Below are 19,317 nucleotides of genomic sequence, written 5' to 3' on the forward strand. Positions count from 1 at the left end.
TTTTTACCAGATTTTAGAGCTCAACAATAGTTCAGCTCTACCTTTTACTGATAAATAGTGCTTCCTTTAAAAGCCTTCTAATACTATTTTACCGATTGATTTTCCTGACTCAAGCTCTTGATGAGCTGCTCTTAAGTTTTTCGCAGTATCACAGCCGCAGCAGAAAGTTTAGATATGCGAACAGCGACAGCAAGTGCTGCAATTAAACGAGTTGAACGTGCGTTAGGGGTTGAGCTATTTATCAGAACTACCCGGCACTTAAGGCTTTCAATTGCTGGTGAAAAATACATTCCAAACTGTGAACAAGCATTACAAATGCTTAATTTGGCAAAACAAAGTGTAAAAGACGATTTAGACGTTATTGATGGTGAACTACGAATTTCAGTCCCCTCTGATTTAGGTCGAAACTTAATTTTACCATGGATTGATGAGTTTATGCAGACACATACAGGCATTAGTGTGAAGTTACATATCAGCGATAGTAATATTGACTTCTACCGTGATCCTGTTGATATCGCTTTACGTTATGGAACACCCAATGATGTAAGTCTCTATGGTTTTAAAATTTGTAAAGTACCCTGCGTGATTTGTGCAACAACCGAATACTTAGAAAATAATGGATTACCAACACACCCTAATGATTTAGCTAACCATAATGGCCTTTTGTATCAACTTCATGACATTATTCATGATGTTTGGGAATTTACTCACCAAGAAAAGTTAATGAAAGTAAAAATGCCAAGTAATCGTGCTTCAAATGATGCCGAACTGGTAAGACGTTGGTGTGTAAATGGTAAAGGTATAGCCACTAAGTCTAGCTTAGATATGTCACATGACTTACTGAATGATAATATTGTATCGATATTAAAGGACTTTGCGCCTAAGCCGACAGAGCTATGGCTAATTTGTCCAAGCAGACAAACAATTACCCCCCGCAGTAAGACTGCTTAGAGAACATTTAAAAATTAAATGCCGTGATGTTTTTACACAACTAATTAACAAAGGCGTGTTAACTCAAGCAAATGTCAGTTATTAAACTACAAACCTAGCTGATATTGCACATAGACTATTTTAACTTGAAATTAGTTTATGATACTTTTAATCAATTGAAACATTTCACAATATTATTGAAGACAACACAGCTTGAATATATTTAAAAAACTGGCAATGTTTAGATCACTGCCAGTACAATTTATCGTATATGATAAATTTTTTTATAAAATTGCTTAGATTTTAAATTGCGTAACATGATTATTAAGCTGTACAGCAAATTGAGCAAGCTCTTCCGTAGCAATTTTAATTTCTTCAGCGCCAATACCTGTCTGATGTGATAAATCTTTTATTTCAACAACTTGTTTACCCACTTCAGCTGCAACACAACTTTGTTCTTCTGCTGCACTGGCAATTTGTGAATTCATATCAATAATTTGATAAACAGCATTTTTTATTTCAGCTAGAGCCTGCTGCACATCCATTGTTTGCGATACAATAGTGCCTGCTTGACGACGGCCAATTTTCATTGACTCTACAGAAGCCTTTGCACTTTCTTGTACTTTACTTATTTTTTCTTCAATTTCAGCAGCCGATTTTTGCGTATTAGACGCTAAGGTACGTACTTCATCAGCAACTACTGAAAATCCTCGGCCAAACTCACCTGCTCGAGCAGCTTCAATAGCAGCATTAAGCGCCAGTAAATTGGTTTGATCTGAAATACCTTTTATCACAGCAAGTATTTCAGTAATCTCTTCTGTGTTATCAGCAAGCTCAGAGATAATGATAGATGTGTTATCCAGATCACTTTCTAATCCTTTAACACCTATCGAAGATTGTTCAGCTTTCAAAGTGCCTTCATCAACAAGTAAACGAGCAGCTTCCGTTGCTTCAGCAGCAACATTTGTATTATTAGCAACATCTTCTGCGGTAGCATGCATTTGGCTGATCGCTGTTGCAATTTGTTCTGTTGCTTGACCTTGATCTGAAATATTATTTTTGGTTTGAACTGAAATTGACGCTAACTCTTCAGACGCGGTTGCCTGAGAATCTGCAGAATCTGATATTTGTTTCATCATGGCCTTAAGTTTACCAACCATGAGTTGCATTGCTGAATAAATACCAGTTTCTTTTCCTGTATGTTCAAACTGCATACTCAAATCGCCATCAGCAATTTTACGTGTGAGTATTTCTATATCTCTTGGTTCACCACCAATAGGCTTTAAAATTGATAATGTAATCTTCCAACTTAGTAATATCGCCAAAATTACAGCTACTGTCACCAATATAATTAAATTTGTAATTGCTGATTTACCTTGTGCTAAAGAATTCATGGTAAATTCATCAGCTTTATTTGTCGCAAAATCCTCAAGCTTTAACAGACGGTTATTTAAATCACGAATATGCGCCTCACCTTCATTTTCTGTAATTTGTCTCGCTTCTGCTCTTTTACCCTCTTTCATCAAAACAATTACTTCACTTCGGATTGGTTTCCAGTTCATAAAGTTTTCTTGTAGTGCTTTAATTTCTGACTGATCACCTAGAAAACGTTCATTCAAGACCGCAAAATACTGTAGTGCTTCTTTTTCAATATGCGCCACATCCGCAACCGCTTGATTAATTTGTTCTAATGAATTTGCCAACGCAACATCTTTCATAGAACGATGCATGCCGGTAATAGAGCCTTCTACTTTTGCAATGGCGACACTAACCGCGAAAGGATGTTTATAGAGAAGTTCAGTGTAACTAGATAGCGATCGCATTTGCTTAACAGCTAAGCCGGTCATAATTAATAAAATAACAATTACAATAGAAAAAGCAGCGGCCAAACGTTTTCCTAGTGACAAATTATCAAACATAGAAAATCCTTCTGTTTATAAATTAAATAAAAAAATCGATTTGAAAAATTCAGATGCTAAGTATCTTGTTAATCAGGTTCTCATGCCTTGATCACTATTCAAATCAACTATATTTTTATATAGAAGTTTATGAAGGTTTGATTTTGACAGTGATGATATAGTGACTATGTACCTATAATTAACAACCACATACACTTAATTTTTTGATTAGTGGATTTTCATCTTGACATAAACAACAGCTCGAATAACAATAATTATTTGAGGTGCATGCTTGCATAGATAGAAATAAAATATAATCAAGGTGCAGGTTTTTAATATCCCCTGCACTTAATTTAGTCCTAGAAAATCCCAGGAAAAATATTTATCAAGCTTAGCTAACTTTATAGATTAACCTTTAAGCGAACCAGTACCATTCGGCGTTACAATTGATTCACATGTGCCTTTAGGTGAATATGTCCATGCATTCGCTTGAAAATCTGACGTTGAAGTACCTTCACAACTAGTACCTGCGCCCGCTTTACAATCATTTTCACCCGCTAAAGCAATACCAAAGCATTTATCTTTACGGCCACGAACTTTATCACCAGCTAACCATTTAGTAAGTTGCTCTTGTACTTTTGGTGATGCACCATCTGCAATTTTTAATTGGCTATTTGGACCTGCCGTTGCACCTGTACTTAATACTGCTACTGATGCGCCCACTAATAAAGCTTTAGTTAAATTTACTTTTTTCATTTTTATACTCCAAATTAAAATATTTTTGTTTTTTAAGATTATTTATAAACCAATACAATAGCGACAAGCATATCGCCGTTTTATCAATTAAATAGACCTATACTATTTATAAAAAATTTCAGATAGATAGCCATAAATACAGAATTAATAAAAAAATAGTACAATTTATTCCCATTAATTCCATTTAAAGCATTTTATAATATAACTACCACCCCAAATCCCTAATAACATTCCTGCGACAGCACCGAACCCCGAAGGAGAAAGTGTAGGTAGTGCGAGTAATAACTGCACACTATTACCTCCCATGGCTATTGAAGCCCCAACTCCCATGAGTGTTCCAGCAAATAAATGTTTCGCCAAATAGCTAACATTAGCAGGAATAAAATTAAATCTTTTTGTCCGCCATGCTGCCAAAAACATACCTAAAAGCATAGCAATAAAAAATAGATACTGCTCTATTAATGGCCAATTATTATTTTGACCATTAATCAAGGCTAAACTTATTTGTTGCAATAAAACACTTGGTGGCCATTGAGGTTGGTAAAGAAAAATAAACCCCGAAAGTAGCCCTATCCCCATCATACCAAACCAAAGCTTTTTTCTTTTTTTATCACCAACTAAACCCCATATAGTAATAGCTATTGTAATGAGAATAAGTGGAATATAACTAATCTCACCAGGCAAAGAGCTACGTACTACCTCTATTTTTGGCGGCCAACAAGCGAGTAGCACCCAGCCAACGAACCACCCTAAAATAGTGGCAAACATTCTAGAGTCACCACGTGCTAATCGACTTAATGTAGATACCCCACAACTTTTGTTTAACGCAGCGCCTAAACCAAATATAAAGCCGCCTAGCACAAACCAGCCACTTAAAGCGTGAGTCCAAAAAGTAAATTTGATATCAAAAAACTGAGAAAAATAAGCGCCAACCCAAGCTAAAACGCCACTAAAAATAATGGCTAATAAAAATTCTTTATTACCTGCTTGCCATTCATTTACTCCTCGAACCATGCATAAGCCTGTTGTTTGAGCTAAATACCCTAAAAAACAAACGCATATAAAAACGCTAATAAACAACATATTTTATCCTGCGATTAAATAAACAATAATAGAAGTGATAAATTTTTAAACCTGCCTGACACTTACACATATAATTATAAATTTATATTGGTTATATACTTACAAAAGAGGCATTTAGCCTCATTTGAATAATTAACGATTGACATATTTACCAAGAAGCTGCATTTGCTTGTGCCATATCATAACGCCAGCTTTCAGGCATACTAACGTCTTCTAATAAGCTATTCGCTTTAATGGTAGGATAAAGCTGCTCATAACTTTTAATATTTATTCCTTCAACTCTACGGTTTAAGTGTTTAGGCTCAAGTTCATCGACACCGTTCAAACCAGCAGCCCCAACTAACTCAACTAAATTTTTAACCGTTTCACGTTGAAAGTTAGCAACACGTTGCGCTTTATTGGTCACAATAATTGCTTTATTTCGAGATGGATTTTGCGTTGCTATTCCTGTTGGACAATTATCTGTATTACAAGTACGTGCTTGAATACAACCTAAAGATAGCATCATGCCACGAGCAGAGTTCACTGTATCTGCACCTAAAGCCATTGCTCTTAATATATGAAATGCTGAAAACATTTTACCTGACGCAATAATACGCATTTTGTCTCTAAGGCCAAACCCTATCAACGCATTATTTACAAAGATCAATGCATCCTTTATCGGTGTACCTACCGAATTTGTCATTTCAGTTGGTGCTGCACCAGTACCGCCTTCACCACCATCAACGGTAATAAAATCAGGGGTAATACCCGTTGCTATCATCGCTTTACAAATAGCTAAAAATTCGTCACGTCGGCCTATACACAATTTAAATCCTATCGGTTTTCCATCCGATAACTCTCTTAACGTTTTAACAAAAAGCAATAACTCTGTTGGTGTTGAAAAAGCGCTATGTGCTGGCGGTGAAACAACATCAAATCCCATAGGAACATGACGAATGGCCGCTATTTCTTCAGTTAACTTAGCCGCAGGTAAAATACCACCATGGCCTGGTTTTGCCCCCTGAGAAAGTTTAATTTCTATCATTTTTACAACATCTTTAGTGGCATTTCTTCTGAATGTTTCAGGATTAAAATTGCCTGCTTCATTACGACAACCAAAATATCCGGTACCAATTTGCCAAACAATATCTCCACCATGTTCTAAATGATAAGGACTCATACTTCCTTCGCCGGTATTATGTGAAAAACCGCCAATTTTAGCGCCCCGGTTGAGTGACATAATGGCATTTTTACTTAATGCACCGTAACTCATCGCAGAAATATTAAGCACAGAAGACATATAGGGTTTGGAGCAATCAGGACCACCAAACTTAACACGAGGGTCAAAATTAGTAAGATGTTTAGGTTGCATTGAATGATTTACCCACTCATAACCCGCACGATTAACATCAAAAATAGTACCGAATGGTCTTGTATCCCTATCACCTTTAGCGCGTTGATAAACTAACGATCTAAATTCTCGAGAAATAGGTGTTCCACTCGTATCAGACTCAACAAAATATTGTTGAATTTCTGGCCTAACAGATTCTAGTAAATATCTAAACCGCCCAAATACCGGATATAAGCGACGAATAGATTGTTTTGTTTGTAATATGTCGTATAAACCAATTAAGTTTATCGGGCCTAAAATAACCAAGGCCCACAACCAATTGGTAGAGATCATAGATAGACCAATTAATAATATAATTGATGTAAACATGAATGCGATGAACATTTGACGCATAGTCATGGAGTAAGGTTCCTCTTTTATAAATTTTATGTAATTATTTATTTCACGGTTATAAGACAAGCCGTTAGATAATAAAATTTCACAATAAAAGAGTATTGCTAAGTAGTATTACTTCATTAGCGATGCAAATAAAAAATACTACTTATAATTCAATAATATAAAAACATAGCAAAACTAACTAAATATTTATATTTATCCCCCTAGATGTCACTAAAGAAAACTATTATTGATTTTGATTGTTAAGTTTTTTTTGTGCTTTTGACTTAATTTTTAACAATTTAATTTTGGCGCCATACCAATCAGCCATTGGCGCTGCTGCAATACCGTGTATCAAAGTGCTTATCCACACAGCATTAATCGCTACTATTAATATTGAATGCCCATACTCTCCAATAATATCTTTAGAAATAATTAGCGCAAATAGTGCAGTTGCCAGCCCTCTCGGACCAAAAAACCCCATAAATACCCGCGTTAATGTTTTGGCTTTTGTACCAAGCAATGATAAGTAAATAGCTAGAGGACGAACAATAAATATACTGACCAAAATATAACCTACAACCGGCAATGTTAAGTGCTCTATAGCAGATGGAAGCAGTCCTAAGCCAATAATAACAAACGATGTCCATATTAATATTTGCCCTTCACTTTCAGTAAATTGATAAATGAAGCGACAATGCCCTTTTACAATATGACCAAAAACTAAACCAGCAACAAAAGAAGCAATAAAACCATTACCGCCCAGTAAACTAGCCATTACGTATGATATACCAGTCAGAGCTAAAACACCGATCCCTTCATACACACTTGAGGTTATTTGTTTTGCTTCTGAATATAAAAATAAACGACCACTTAACCAACCCATTAATAAACCAACAAAGATACCGACAAATATTTGATTAAAGCCAAACATTAACCAAGATGTCCCATTTGCTTCAGAGCCAATTTCCATAGCAACTATGCTGGCAAAAAATAGAATAATGGGTAATGCGAGTCCATCATTTAAGCCACTTTCAACTGATAAGCTTTGTCGCTCATTTGTAGGCACACTTTCATTACTAATAACCGCTTGCCCTAAAGCAGCATCAGTAGGTGCTAAAATAGCAGCAATTAAGGCTAACATTGGCCAAGGCCACTCTGGAAAAAATAAGTAAGCAAAGCCGGTACCAATCAAAATGCTCAATGGAAGACCTAGCAATAACATCCTCAAAGGCCAAGTATTCTGCCTTTTTAATCTACGTAAGTTAATTTGTGAAGCATCTAAGAAGAGTAATACTACAAGCGATATTTCAGCGATCAAATACACAGTTTCATGCGCATCTTCTACATGAATCAAGCCTAGTTGAGACACGATAAATCCCATACCCAAAAATACCATTGGTGCGGTGATAATAGTTGTCGATAATTTTTTTGCCAGCATAGCGTAAGTGCTAACGGCAAAAAGAAGAATGAGTAATCCGATTTCCATTGGAAGTTCCTATTGAGTGAACGAGGGCTTTGATAACCCCGCGAATAATAGACATTATTAAAAAGTCAACCTAAGTGAATGGCTTTATTAATTATTGTGTTTAATCATTAACTTTTATTTAAAAAATAACCGGCTCATGGCCGGTTATTTTTGCTACTTAGTTTACATACGTTAATTTAATCATTAATACGTTGTGGTACGTTTAGCATCTAAGCCAAGAAACTTATCGACAGATAAGAAACCTGGGCCACGTGCAAAAACGACTAATAATGAAGCTGCCCACCAAGAAGCAGGATTAATCCAATGATCTAAGGTTGGAAAAACCGCAAGCTGAATAAACATTGTCATACCAATAAGGCCTAATGCTGCAAAACGAGAAAATAAACCGATAATTAATAATATTGGTAGCACAACCTCAACCACACCTGCCACAACAGCAAGTAATTCAATTATTGTTACGGTAAGTGAGCCATCTACATAGTCTAATGTTTGAGGATCACAAAGAAGTAATGCGCCATCCCTTATTGGATCTGGACAAAAAAATTCATATTTAAATAGGTCATATTTATCAACATTAAATTGTAAAAAACCATCCCATTTACTTAATCCTGAATCGAGAAATACTTTTGCAACCATAAAACGAATAGATAATAACGCTAAAGGCTCTAGAAACCTTGATAACTGTTCACCCATTTGTACGTACAATAACTGTAGTTTTTTTACCATGCTCATGTTTTTTTCCTTATCTTACTTATTATTTATATTTTTTAATTACTGTTAATTTCTAATAACTCATTTTGTAAGCAAGCAGTAAAAGCATCACTTACTTCAAAGTTTTCATCTAGCGTAATAGCGGCATCAAAAGCCTCCCCCAAAGTTCTACCTTTACCTTGTAGAGCTTGCATAAGTGCAACCTCAGCAATAGACAGTAAACGGGCTTGTACTCCACCTTGTAAACGCCATAACATTACAAAAACATCTATTGATGATCTGTCTGTAATAGCATCATTATTATTTTTTTTTAGTGATATCCATTCAGAAAAAGCATCCTTTTTTACATGTACCAACAACACACTCGGATTAAGCTTTACATTAAGTTCAGTAAACTCAATTTCTTGCTCAATTAAATCGGTAACATACTCTATGGTTAATGTTTCATTAGAATCAGCACTCATTAAACTCATTAGCCATGCGTAGTCTAAATACGCAATATCAGCTAAGTTAACGTATAAGTCGGCAGAAAAGTTCTGTGCTACAGTCAACCCAACCTTATCACTACTTTCAAATTCAAACTCTTTAAGCAGGTCGATAATAAAGTCAGGGAAATTTTTTCCGTATCCAACTAAGGTACCTTGCTCTGGTGGAAAATGGTCAACATAAAGTCGCGCCATTTTTCTAAAATCATCATTGCCCAATTTTTTTTCACACATAGGAAAATTAGCAGCTAAGGCATCAACACAACCTTTATAAAACCCATTACGATAAACAGCCATTCGTTCAAGGTGCGCTGAATTTTCACAAAAAGGTGCCATAACACTGAGATCACCATGACGTAAATAACGCGAAAAAGCATCGATATATTGATTGCTATTCATTACTGAGCACCTCATTACCAGCTGCATTGACGTTTCTTAGTACCTTGTCTTGCTCTAAATAGTTTTGAGCTATTTGGCGTTCCTTCATAAGCTCTGTAAATGATGGAATATTCGCATCTCGTTCAACCAATACAGGCGTATGACCAAATAACCCTAACGCTTGTTCCAACAACTTCCACACCGGTGGTGCTACTGCTGCTGCATGACTGTCAATTAATAATGATTGACCCAGGGTAGGATCGGGATCGTGCCCTGCAATATGAATTTCACCAACAAGCTCTGCTGGTATCTGTTTTAGATAGTTTAATGCATCAATACCTGTATTTTTACTGCTGATATATAAATTATTAATATCAATAAGCAAGCCACAACCTGATCGCCTAGCAGCCTCAACTAAAAATTGAGGTTCATCCATATCACTTATAAAATCTAAATAGTTACTTGGATTTTCAATTAAAATAGACCGACCAATACCTGACTGATAACAATCAACACCATCAATTAATGATTGCAGTGCATCTTGTGTTCGAGGCAAAGGCATTAAATCGGCAAAATACTTACCATCTGACTTAGACCATACTGCATGCTCTGATACTAAAATAGGTTGAAATTCATTAATCAATGCTTTTACTTGCTTAGTATGGGCAGCCATGGCTTTATGATCAGAGCCTAGCGAACCACCAACCCCATGAAAACTGATGTTATGGTTTTCACGAACTGCTCGTAAATAGTTTAAGCGTGGGCCACCTGCAACAAAATAATTTTCGGTATGTACCTCAAACCAAAGATTATGATTTACTGATGGTGCTTGCACAGGTAGCGATAAAATATCATCAAGATGTTCAGGTTTTAGACTTAAGCCTGCACCTAATTTATCCCCAGCAATAGTATGCTGAGGAAAATTTTCTTGGGAATAATATAAATTATTAGCCTTCAAGTGAGCCTGTTCCATTCGGCGTTACAATTGATTCACATGTTCCCTTAGGTGAATATGTCCAGGCATTCGCCTGGAAGTCTGACGTTGAAGTACCTTCACAACTAGTACCCGCGCCCGCTTTACAATCATTTTCACCCGCTAAAGCAATACCAAAGCATTTATCTTTACGGCCACGAACTTTATCACCAGCTAACCATTTAGTAAGTTGCTCTTGTACTTTTGGTGATGCACCATCTGCAATTTTTAATTGGCTATTTGGACCTGCCATTGCACCTGTACTTAATACTGCTACTGATGCGCCCACTAATAAAGCTTTAGTTAAATTTACTTTTTTCATTTGTATACTCCTGATTTAATTTATTTTTCTTGCTTAATCGAGAGCTATTAATAAAAAGTTAATAACCGTTACCTTCTAAAAGCAAGTACCTTAAGGATAAGTCATATCCCTGTATTAGCAATTTAAGAGACCTCAACTTGTAACAAATAATTTCAAAAAATTTTTATTAATTGTAATAACACTAAAAAAAACCTGTGCAGGTATTTATTAAATTATCTAAAGCCAACGAAAAACGGGGTCTATAATGAATCAGCCTTATTAGCTGCCTTTATCTATAACAATTATTAACTATCACTATTTACTATTACCGTTTTGTGAAAATTATTCATTAATACCCTTCTTGTTCATTATTAATTTTTCTACAAATGCTTCAAAGGCGAGTATTTATTTCGCACACTTTACTGGTTAAATTAAAAGCAACACTAGGTTAAATTTCAACACATAGAAAGTTATTCACATATTTTGAATAAATAATTACGGTTTTTCGTTTCTTTTTATACTCATATATTGCTAGGATAGCGCCAACACAGTGTAACTAACACAATTATAAAAAATATAATAAAAAAACCAATAGGGGCATGATTATGCAAAATTACCGTATAAACACATTAGCACTAGCGATAACATTAGCTATTAGTGCACCAAGTATTGTAAATGCACAAGAGTCACAAGCGCTTAGTGCTGAAAACCTTGAACGCATTTCTGTATTAGGTTCACGCGTATCTAACCGTACTTCTACAGAATCTTCTTCTCCTATCGATTTAATTGACGCAGATGATTTAAACAAAGGCGGTTTTACTGAACTTGGACAAAGTTTACAAGCAACAGCACCATCATTTAACTTTTCTCGTACACAAGTTTCAGATGGCTCTGATTTATTCAGACCAGCAACATTGCGAGGCTTACAACCTGATCAAACCTTAGTCTTAATTAACGGCAAACGTCGTCATAACCAGTCTATTTTTGGGCTTAATGGTACAGTGGGCGCAGGTGCTGCTGGTACTGATATGAACGCCATTCCACTGACTGCATTAAAAGGTGTTGAAGTATTACGAGATGGCGCTGCAGCACAATATGGCTCAGACGCTATCGCGGGAGTTATTAACTTATCACTTAATAACTCCACTGGCGTTACCACTGGTTATGTTCAATATGGCGGTACAAGTGAAGGCGATGGAGATACCCTTTCTACCGGTTTAAACCGTGGTTTTGAGCTGGGCGATAATGGCGGATTTATTAACTTATCACTTGAATACCGTGATGCTGATGGTACTAATCGTGCTGAGCGCGATACTGGTGGTTCGCTTGACGTAGAGCCTGGAACTTTATCTGACGAAGTACGTTGGGGCCAAGGTAATTCAGCGAGCGAGTTCACTTCATTCTTTTATAATATGGCAATTCCTTTTGGCGATAACGAGCTATATTCATTTGGTGGCTACTCTGAGCGTACCGCGTTAGGTAATGGTTTTTACCGTAACTTTAACGAAGCATCTAAAAACGTAACACAAGTATACAGCGATGGTTTTTTACCACGCATTTATAATGAAGCAGAAGATACCTCGATTGCGGTAGGTTTAAAAGGTGATATTAACCCTGACTGGACTTACGATGTTTCAGCAGTATATGGCGAGAACCAATATGATTTTTCTTCTCGTAATACGTTAAATGCCTCTTACGCTGCCGAGTATTTATTTAATAACCCAGAAGCCAGCGATACTGAAATTGCCGCGAATTCAGGTCCATCTGGCGGTTATTCTGGTGGTTTCAGATTCGATCAAACAACGGTTAATCTTGATATTAACGGTATCGTGGATATTGGTCGTAGTGAACCGCTTTATGTATCAGTAGGCGCTGAATATCGTAAAGAAAACTACGAAATAGTTGCAGGTGAAGAAGCCTCTTATGCGTGTGGTTTAGCCAATATGGATACCTCATATCCTTCGGTTAACGACCCTGAGCAATTCGCTGAATGTGGTTTTCAGGCTTATAACGGCTTGCGTCCAGAGGCAACCAACGACAGTGACCGTAACAGTTACGCATTCTATGCAAACGTTGAAACTATGATTAACGATGCTTGGAACGTTAGCGGTGCACTTCGTTATGAAGATTTCTCTGATGCGGGTGATGACATCATTGGTAAGTTAGCCACTCGTTATGAATTTAACGATGATTTTGCGGTACGTGCAGCGGTATCAACTGGCTTTAGAGCCCCTTCTCTTCAACAAAGTGGCTACACAGCGTTCACAACGAACTTAGACTCAGACGGAACATTAACGCAATCATTCACAGCAACAACAGGCTCAGCATTCCCAAGTGCATTAGGCGTTGATAGTTTAGAGCTTGAAACATCTAAAAACTTAAGTGCTGGTTTTGTTTATGATGTAAGTAGCGAATTATCATTAACCGTAGATTTTTACCGTGTAGAGATTAAAGACCGTATCAACTTAGGTAGTTTACTATCTGCTGATGATGTTGCCTTTAGTGCTGACGCTGTAGCTGCGCTTCAAGCAACAGGTGCTGTACAAGCTAACTACTTCTCAAATTCAGTAGATTCAACAACACAAGGTGTTGATATTATTGCGTCATATCGTACCGAGCTTGATGGTGCCAACGTAGCAGTAACATTTGCAGGTAATATCAACGATACAACCATTGATAATGTGAATGCTTCTGAAGGTATTCCTGAAACTGTTGCCTTAGATGACCTACAACGTAGCTTCTTAACTGACGGGCAACCGGGCGAGCGTGCAACACTAACCTTCGATTACGGACGTGACGCCTACATAGCAACACTACGCTTTAATTATTTTGGTGAAACTGATGTTAAATATTTCGGTAATGACCATATTTCATTACCTGGTGAGCTTTCACCAACAGGATCGTTTAAACCAACCAGTATCGTAGAATCTGCTGTGCTAGTTGACTTAAATGTTAGCTACAAAATTAACGAAATGTTTTCACTTTCTGTAGGTGCTGATAATCTATTTGACGAAACACCAGACGAATTAGGTGAAGACGAAGTACTTAACTTTATCACCAATGGTGCTTTTAAATACCCTGTACGTGCATTGCCTTACGGCTTTGACGGCAGAACGTATTATGCTAAATTAAGCTTTAGTTTTTAATGGCTAACATCACTCATTAAGTCAATAAGGCTCTCTGAAAAACGCAGTTAATTACTGCGTTTTTTTATGCTATTTTTTTGTCCTTTAGTGACAATATTTATTTTGCTAAAACAGACTAAATTACAATAATAATACTTGCATGCTTGTAAATTGAGCATACAATCGCCATCTTAATAGTAAGCTGATTTGAAGCAGTAAATTATTAAAAACATTTTAATCTCTTAACAACGTATAAGTAACATATAGGACTGACATGACTAAAAAATCTAAAGCAAAAAACACGGTTAATTCAACCGTAGATACTGGCAGAGGTGTTATCAAACACAATGCACTAGCAGCGATGGTAACGTCTAAATTATTTAGACCGCAAGTAGTAAAAGCGAAGAAAGGCAAAGGTTCATTTAAGCGTAACAGTAAACATTCAGGACAAGAGTCCTATTTAATCGCCGCTTAAATAGTTGTGATCAAATAGGGCTTTTTCAAAGCCAGTAAACAAGTTCAGAATAAACCAACAATAATCCCTCATTAAGATATGCCTTTGACTTTAATTGGCTTATGTAGCTATTGTGCCATGAAAATTTAGATATAACGCTTTTAACTTGGGAGGAATAAGTGGCCAACCAATTTCTTTCGTTACCCTACTCGCCTGCCAAAATAAGTGTTCAACATAATACACATCAATAAATTCGAATTCTTTAGGATGAACATCAATTAACTTTTGTTCCATATAAGATAAATATCTTTGTGCTAATTCAATATTCCCGTTAGCAAATGCGATACAGGTAGCATCAGCAAAGGCTTCCATTTTTGATGTAGTCATAGATTCGTCTTGATCATCCATCAATAGTTTTATTTCAGGAAATGTACAACAGATTTCATTAAGAAAACTTTGTACCACGTCATCATCATTCATTACTAATACCATTACTGAAAACTTTAGAGCGCTTTACCTATAGATGAACCTATAATAACGCCAAAAGCCATAATAAAAACCAACCCAATAAATGATGCTAGTACAATTAAGCCAGTTTTCTGATTTTTTGGTACCGATAGCCACCAGTTTTTCAATTCATTAATCATATTGTTTCCTTATAATATCGAAACGTGAAATTATTAATCCCAAAAATATCACTTAGAGACAAGCAATAGTAGGTTACAATCAAAGACTATTGCATATAAAACTTCACATACACTAGCCGAAACTTAAAATGTTGGTGATGGAATATCAAAGGCTACATTTGCTACATATTTCCTCATAAAATACTATACTTAATTATAGAAACCAATAACACATAACAATTTTATCGTGCACGAGTTTCGTACTTTAAGCATTAAGTTCTTTTTAACAAATAACTTAATGCTTTGCCACTTATAGAACCTCTAATACTCCATACTGTTCAGAGAATGAAAATACCGATCCTATTTATCTGAATATGAGCAAAGCCCTAGATACTGTACAAATAAAAAGGCCTCATAATAAAGGGCACTTAAAGCATGTGATAAATTTAAAAATGCCAATAACCTTGTAACCTTCTTGAAAATGAGGGCATCTAAATAATATGTTAGATAATTAGAATCACTCGATTAGGTACGATTTATATACCTAGAGTGGTGCTAAAGCGGTAAGAATAGCGGTGATATATGTGTAGTACGCCAAGACCAAAAACAAGGGTAAAAGGTAAAGCCGGTAGTTCGGATAGTGTGTTATCGAATTTAAGTGTTGAGTCTAGAAGCCTGTTCGCTGAGCGGGCTAATATTGCTCAAGAACGACGTTATCAAATGGCAATGAAACAAAGAAATGATCAACGTCAACATGATGCTTCGATAAAAAAAGTTACAAAAGCGGTAAATAGCGATGTTAATAATTCTCAAAACAGCTTAAGCTATTGGTTACTAAAGGCAAACTTAAAAGACCTTTTTATTATGTTATTCTTCGGTACGTCAAGACGAACATAGTTTATATACTATTAACCACTTATAAAATTTAATTACGTTACCCATTATACCCCGTTATGACAGATACAGATAAAACACGTTCAGACTTACGAATAGCATCAATGGCACCTAATTCCTTCGCTGGGTCAGTGCTTAAGTTATTTGCTCCCTTGCTTGATAAATTGTTAGGTATTAGACGCTTACGTAGTATTTACGAATCCTCTGATTTACCCGGTTTAGATAAACAAGCATTCTCTGAAAAGTTATTGAAATTGTTAGGCGTTCAGGTGTTGGGTGGCGAAGATATAATCGCTAAAATCCCAAAGACAGGTCGATGTATTGTGGTATGTAATCATCCTTACGGTATGATTGAGGGTGTTATTATTGCCCATTTACTCACTGCCTTTCGTGCTGACACCAAAATAATGGCCAATGTTGGTTTACAAATATTTAAAGAAATTAAAGACTATTTTATCTTTGCTAATCCGTTAGTACCTAAAGCACCCATTAATACTTCTGCGATAAAACAGTGTTTTAGTCATATTAATCAAGATGGATTATTAGTTATATTTCCTGCAGGTCGCGTGTCTTTTTTTAACTCGGATAAAAAAATAATAACGGACGGTGATTGGAACCGACTTGCGGTTAAAATTGCGAATAAAACTAATAGCCCTATTTTACCTGTTTTTATTTCAGGTACTAATAGCGCTTTATTCTACCGCATGGGACGCATTTATTATCGTTTTCGTTTATTAATGCTAATTCGTGAAATGCTTAAATTACAGCAACACCGCATAACCCTAACAACAAAAAACTTAATTGAGCCTAAGCAGCTAAAAAAACTTGGTAGTATTGAAAAAATGAATGATTTTATACGATTACAGTGTTATTTAAATGACGAAGATTATCTCAGCCAATGGCCTGAAGACGATGAACAAGGATCTTTTAAAGACGTTATTCCTCAGGCTGACAGTGAATTAATAAAAGCGGAATTATCTCGCTTACCGGCTAAGCAACACTTGTTAGATTTTAAATCATATTCTGTCTACTACGGTTATCAACATCAAATACCCACTTGTGTTCAAGAAATTACGCGTTTACGAGAAATTACGTTTCGGACACTAAACGAAGGCAGTGGCGAGTCTTGTGATACCGATAAATTTGATGCTACTTATATGCACTTATTTGTTTTTGAAAATAACAATGAAGAAATTATAGGTGCTTACCGCGTTGGTCAAACAGATCTTTTACAAAAAGACGGGGATATTTCACAGCTCTACCTTTCACAAATGTTTGATTTTCAACCTGAGTTTATTAATCAGCAGCAACCTTGTTTAGAGATGGGGCGCTCTTTTATTATAGAAGCGTATCAAAATAGCTTATATGGCTTATTATTATTGTGGAAAGGTATTGGCGCATTTGTTTGTCAGAACCCGCGTTATAGAACGTTATATGGCACGGTATCGTTAAGTAAATTATATGACCCACGTTCAGTCGCTTTAATTAATGATATTATGGTAAGAGACGCTCATGGCGTTCAGCCTAAAGCCGCGTTTGTTGGCAAGCTTCATCCGGAAGTAAAAGATTTTGCGAATCAGGAATCGGTGGGTATTTCGCAACTATCGTCGCTAGTTAAAGCGATTGAAGAAGACGGTAAAGATATTCCTATATTATTGAAAAAGTACCATAAACTTGGCGCTAAATTTCATTGTACGGGCATTGATTTAAACTTCAATCAAACCCCCGGCTTACTACTTAGTGTTGACTTTCCTCGATCACCTGACAAACTATTAAAGATTTATCTTGGTGACGGTAAAGATGAGTACGTACAATATAGCGACGTTGATTAATTTGAATATATGAATGCAGTTTAGTGGGTGATCATGAACTTAGTTTTACCAAAATAGTGGATTTAAACAAAGTTCAGTACGCCCTATTCTTTCAAAAAAAGTTTAGCGGTTAGCATTATCCTTATCACCACATTGCACAAATAACGAAAGTTTATCTTGCTCTCATATAACTTACCGTGGCGGGAGCTAAACCAAATGTTTGAGGCAGCGCTTTTGTTTGGGCAAACGATATTTGAGCAATCATAGCGTAATGATGAACAGCATGACTACCAACAAACACTAATTCTCGGGCGATTGAGGTTTGTACTGTTTGTACATTTTTACTGGTCATCGATACTTCAGTTTTTAGTGGCAACAACGTGTTTAATTGCCTTTCACTAAGGCTTTTAATCCAATCAGATATTTCATTTAACTTATCGATTGCAAGTGTTGGATGTAGTTCGACAGAACTACCACGTCCTCTCTTATCATAATCAATTTCGTTGTTATGTAAACCTGACATCAGAGCAAGGTAATGATCAATGATATGTCGAATATGGGAGCCAGCTGAACTGATAAAGTTAGGAGATATGATAGCGGTGTAATCCTCTTGGGATACTTGATTGAGGTATGACTGAGCTTGTTCAATAATTTCTAACTGGCTTTTTATCATTTTTCTTTATTTCCAATGTTTAAATTAACTAATACTATTTTTTCGTTCGACTTTTTAATATCGCTTTAATAAGTTCTTCAGGTACTTTTTTAGCTGGCTCGGCATTAGTAAACTCAGCTTGAGAAATACGAATGGTATTTTCGTATTTACGGACATAATTTTTACACTCTTTACACATACTTAGATGCAGTTTAAATTTTAAGCACTCTATATAGGATAATTGATTTTCATGAAAATCATATAAAAAACTGTCAATTTCTTTGCAAGTGAGCATACCTGGAACATATTTAGACATTAACCGTCTGATCGTTAACATGCCAATTCACCTTCCAATTATCTTCAAAGTTGCCTTTATCTTTTTCCGCTAAAATAGCCTTCAACAGCAGCCTTGCTCTATGAAGTTGCGTTTTTACTGATGCTTCAGATATACCTAATATATTCGCAGTTTCTTTCGTACTTACTTCTTGGATGTCTCGAAGCAAGATAACGTTACAATATTTATCAGGAAGTTGGTAAATAAGTTCATTAAGCGACAGTTTTAGTTCATTTTGTTCAAATAACTGCTCAACATTATGCCCTATTCCTCCCATTACCCCTTGTTCTTGCCCTTGCACAGAATTAGCACTAAAAACAGTACGCTCACCGTATTTATTGTAATACTGAGTAAAGCTTTCTAGGGATAAAGTGTTTTGTCTTTTTCTCTGTCTTATCAACATTAATGCTTCATTGACTGTAATACGGTGCAACCAAGTTATTAAGCTTGAATCTTTTTTAAAAGCAGCAATATTTTTGAATACTTGAATAAAAGCTTTTTGCAACGTTTCTTGTGCATCGTCATCTGAAGTAAAAAAACGGCAAGCAACAGCATACATTCTTTCGCTGTACTGTCGTACCAAGATTTCATAAGCAAAATCATCGTTGTTAATTAACTTATCAATAAGTTCATTTTCTTTCGCTTGCTCAACAATCGCAGAGGTGTGTACTTTCAACAATGTATAACCTTTAAATTAGTGAGCGTAAAA

Annotated in this window: 18 protein-coding genes and 1 pseudogene; 5 read left to right on the forward strand and 14 right to left on the reverse strand. The window is 36.0% G+C overall.

The annotated features are described in order from the left end of the window. Window positions 1-147: 147 nt before the first annotated feature. Window positions 148-1,036, forward strand: a pseudogene (locus tag KO509_RS01705) (LysR substrate-binding domain-containing protein). Between the two features lie 190 nt (window positions 1,037-1,226). Here KO509_RS01705 and KO509_RS01710 read toward each other — a convergent pair. The 9 genes from KO509_RS01710 to KO509_RS01750 all read right to left on the reverse strand — a co-directional run bounded on the left by KO509_RS01710 (window position 1,227) and on the right by KO509_RS01750 (window position 10,733). Then, a complete protein-coding gene (locus KO509_RS01710; protein ID WP_215971556.1) occupies window positions 1,227-2,849 on the reverse strand; it encodes a methyl-accepting chemotaxis protein in 1,623 nt (540 codons plus the stop codon). A 387-nt stretch (window positions 2,850-3,236) separates the two neighbouring features. Continuing rightward, the gene (locus KO509_RS01715; RefSeq protein ID WP_215971557.1) at window positions 3,237-3,584 is read right to left on the reverse strand and encodes a DUF2282 domain-containing protein; all 348 of its coding nucleotides are present in this window, start codon (window positions 3,582-3,584) and stop codon (window positions 3,237-3,239) included. Window positions 3,585-3,758: 174 nt separating this feature from the next. Continuing rightward, a complete protein-coding gene (locus KO509_RS01720; RefSeq protein WP_215971558.1) occupies window positions 3,759-4,667 on the reverse strand; it encodes a YeeE/YedE thiosulfate transporter family protein in 909 nt (302 codons plus the stop codon). A 148-nt stretch (window positions 4,668-4,815) separates the two neighbouring features. Next, window positions 4,816-6,399 (reverse strand): FMN-binding glutamate synthase family protein, encoded by a 1,584-nt coding sequence (locus KO509_RS01725; protein WP_215971559.1) that lies wholly within the window; start codon window positions 6,397-6,399, stop codon window positions 4,816-4,818. A gap of 223 nt (window positions 6,400-6,622) precedes the next feature. Continuing rightward, window positions 6,623-7,864, reverse strand: coding sequence for a cation:proton antiporter (locus KO509_RS01730; RefSeq protein WP_215971560.1), 1,242 nt, complete (start codon window positions 7,862-7,864; stop codon window positions 6,623-6,625). Window positions 7,865-8,047: 183 nt separating this feature from the next. Next, entirely contained in the window at window positions 8,048-8,596 is a 549-nt protein-coding gene (locus KO509_RS01735; RefSeq protein WP_215971561.1) for a DoxX family protein, read from the reverse strand. Between the two features lie 35 nt (window positions 8,597-8,631). Then, window positions 8,632-9,459 (reverse strand): DNA-binding domain-containing protein, encoded by an 828-nt coding sequence (locus tag KO509_RS01740; protein ID WP_215971562.1) that lies wholly within the window; start codon window positions 9,457-9,459, stop codon window positions 8,632-8,634. Further along, complete coding sequence (locus tag KO509_RS01745) at window positions 9,452-10,396, reverse strand: DUF692 domain-containing protein (RefSeq protein WP_252727333.1); 945 nt, start codon at window positions 10,394-10,396, stop codon at window positions 9,452-9,454. Before KO509_RS01745 ends, KO509_RS01740 begins: the two co-directional genes overlap by 8 nt. Further along, on the reverse strand, window positions 10,386-10,733 hold the full coding sequence (locus tag KO509_RS01750; RefSeq protein WP_215971564.1) for a DUF2282 domain-containing protein: 348 nt from the start codon (window positions 10,731-10,733) through the stop codon (window positions 10,386-10,388). Before KO509_RS01750 ends, KO509_RS01745 begins: the two co-directional genes overlap by 11 nt. 584 nt (window positions 10,734-11,317) lie before the next feature. On the opposite strand from KO509_RS01750, the gene KO509_RS01755 reads away from it, so the two are divergent. Together KO509_RS01755 and KO509_RS01760 are read left to right on the forward strand one after the other, a co-directional pair. After that, complete coding sequence (locus tag KO509_RS01755) at window positions 11,318-13,858, forward strand: TonB-dependent receptor (protein ID WP_215971565.1); 2,541 nt, start codon at window positions 11,318-11,320, stop codon at window positions 13,856-13,858. 253 nt (window positions 13,859-14,111) lie between these two features. Then, window positions 14,112-14,312: a ribosome alternative rescue factor ArfA gene (locus KO509_RS01760; RefSeq protein WP_215971566.1), complete on the forward strand. Its 201-nt coding sequence runs from the start codon at window positions 14,112-14,114 to the stop codon at window positions 14,310-14,312. Window positions 14,313-14,411: 99 nt separating this feature from the next. Here the strand turns inward: KO509_RS01760 and KO509_RS01765 are convergent, their stop codons facing one another. Together KO509_RS01765 and KO509_RS01770 are read right to left on the reverse strand one after the other, a co-directional pair. Beyond that, window positions 14,412-14,771, reverse strand: a complete 360-nt coding sequence (locus KO509_RS01765) for a hypothetical protein (RefSeq protein WP_215971567.1) — start codon at window positions 14,769-14,771, stop codon at window positions 14,412-14,414. Window positions 14,772-14,794: 23 nt separating this feature from the next. Next, complete coding sequence (locus KO509_RS01770) at window positions 14,795-14,938, reverse strand: hypothetical protein (protein WP_215971568.1); 144 nt, start codon at window positions 14,936-14,938, stop codon at window positions 14,795-14,797. A 561-nt stretch (window positions 14,939-15,499) separates the two neighbouring features. On the opposite strand from KO509_RS01770, the gene KO509_RS01775 reads away from it, so the two are divergent. Then, complete coding sequence (locus KO509_RS01775) at window positions 15,500-15,814, forward strand: hypothetical protein (protein WP_215971569.1); 315 nt, start codon at window positions 15,500-15,502, stop codon at window positions 15,812-15,814. A gap of 56 nt (window positions 15,815-15,870) precedes the next feature. Further along, complete coding sequence (locus KO509_RS01780) at window positions 15,871-17,643, forward strand: GNAT family N-acyltransferase (protein WP_215971570.1); 1,773 nt, start codon at window positions 15,871-15,873, stop codon at window positions 17,641-17,643. Window positions 17,644-17,794: 151 nt separating this feature from the next. Here KO509_RS01780 and KO509_RS01785 read toward each other — a convergent pair whose 3' ends face one another. Genes KO509_RS01785 through KO509_RS01795 form a run of 3 tightly spaced genes read right to left on the reverse strand, consistent with a single transcriptional unit; the run spans window position 17,795 to window position 19,287 of the window. Further along, window positions 17,795-18,295 (reverse strand): DinB family protein, encoded by a 501-nt coding sequence (locus KO509_RS01785; protein WP_215971571.1) that lies wholly within the window; start codon window positions 18,293-18,295, stop codon window positions 17,795-17,797. Window positions 18,296-18,329: 34 nt separating this feature from the next. Then, window positions 18,330-18,611: a zf-HC2 domain-containing protein gene (locus KO509_RS01790; protein ID WP_215971572.1), complete on the reverse strand. Its 282-nt coding sequence runs from the start codon at window positions 18,609-18,611 to the stop codon at window positions 18,330-18,332. Continuing rightward, a complete protein-coding gene (locus KO509_RS01795) occupies window positions 18,583-19,287 on the reverse strand; it encodes a sigma-70 family RNA polymerase sigma factor (protein WP_215971573.1) in 705 nt (234 codons plus the stop codon). The genes KO509_RS01790 and KO509_RS01795 overlap by 29 nt, the downstream gene beginning before the upstream one ends. Between the last annotated feature and the right edge of the window lie 30 nt (window positions 19,288-19,317).

The sequence above is a fragment of the Colwellia sp. C2M11 genome (assembly GCF_018860915.1).
Lineage (GTDB): Bacteria > Pseudomonadota > Gammaproteobacteria > Enterobacterales > Alteromonadaceae > Colwellia.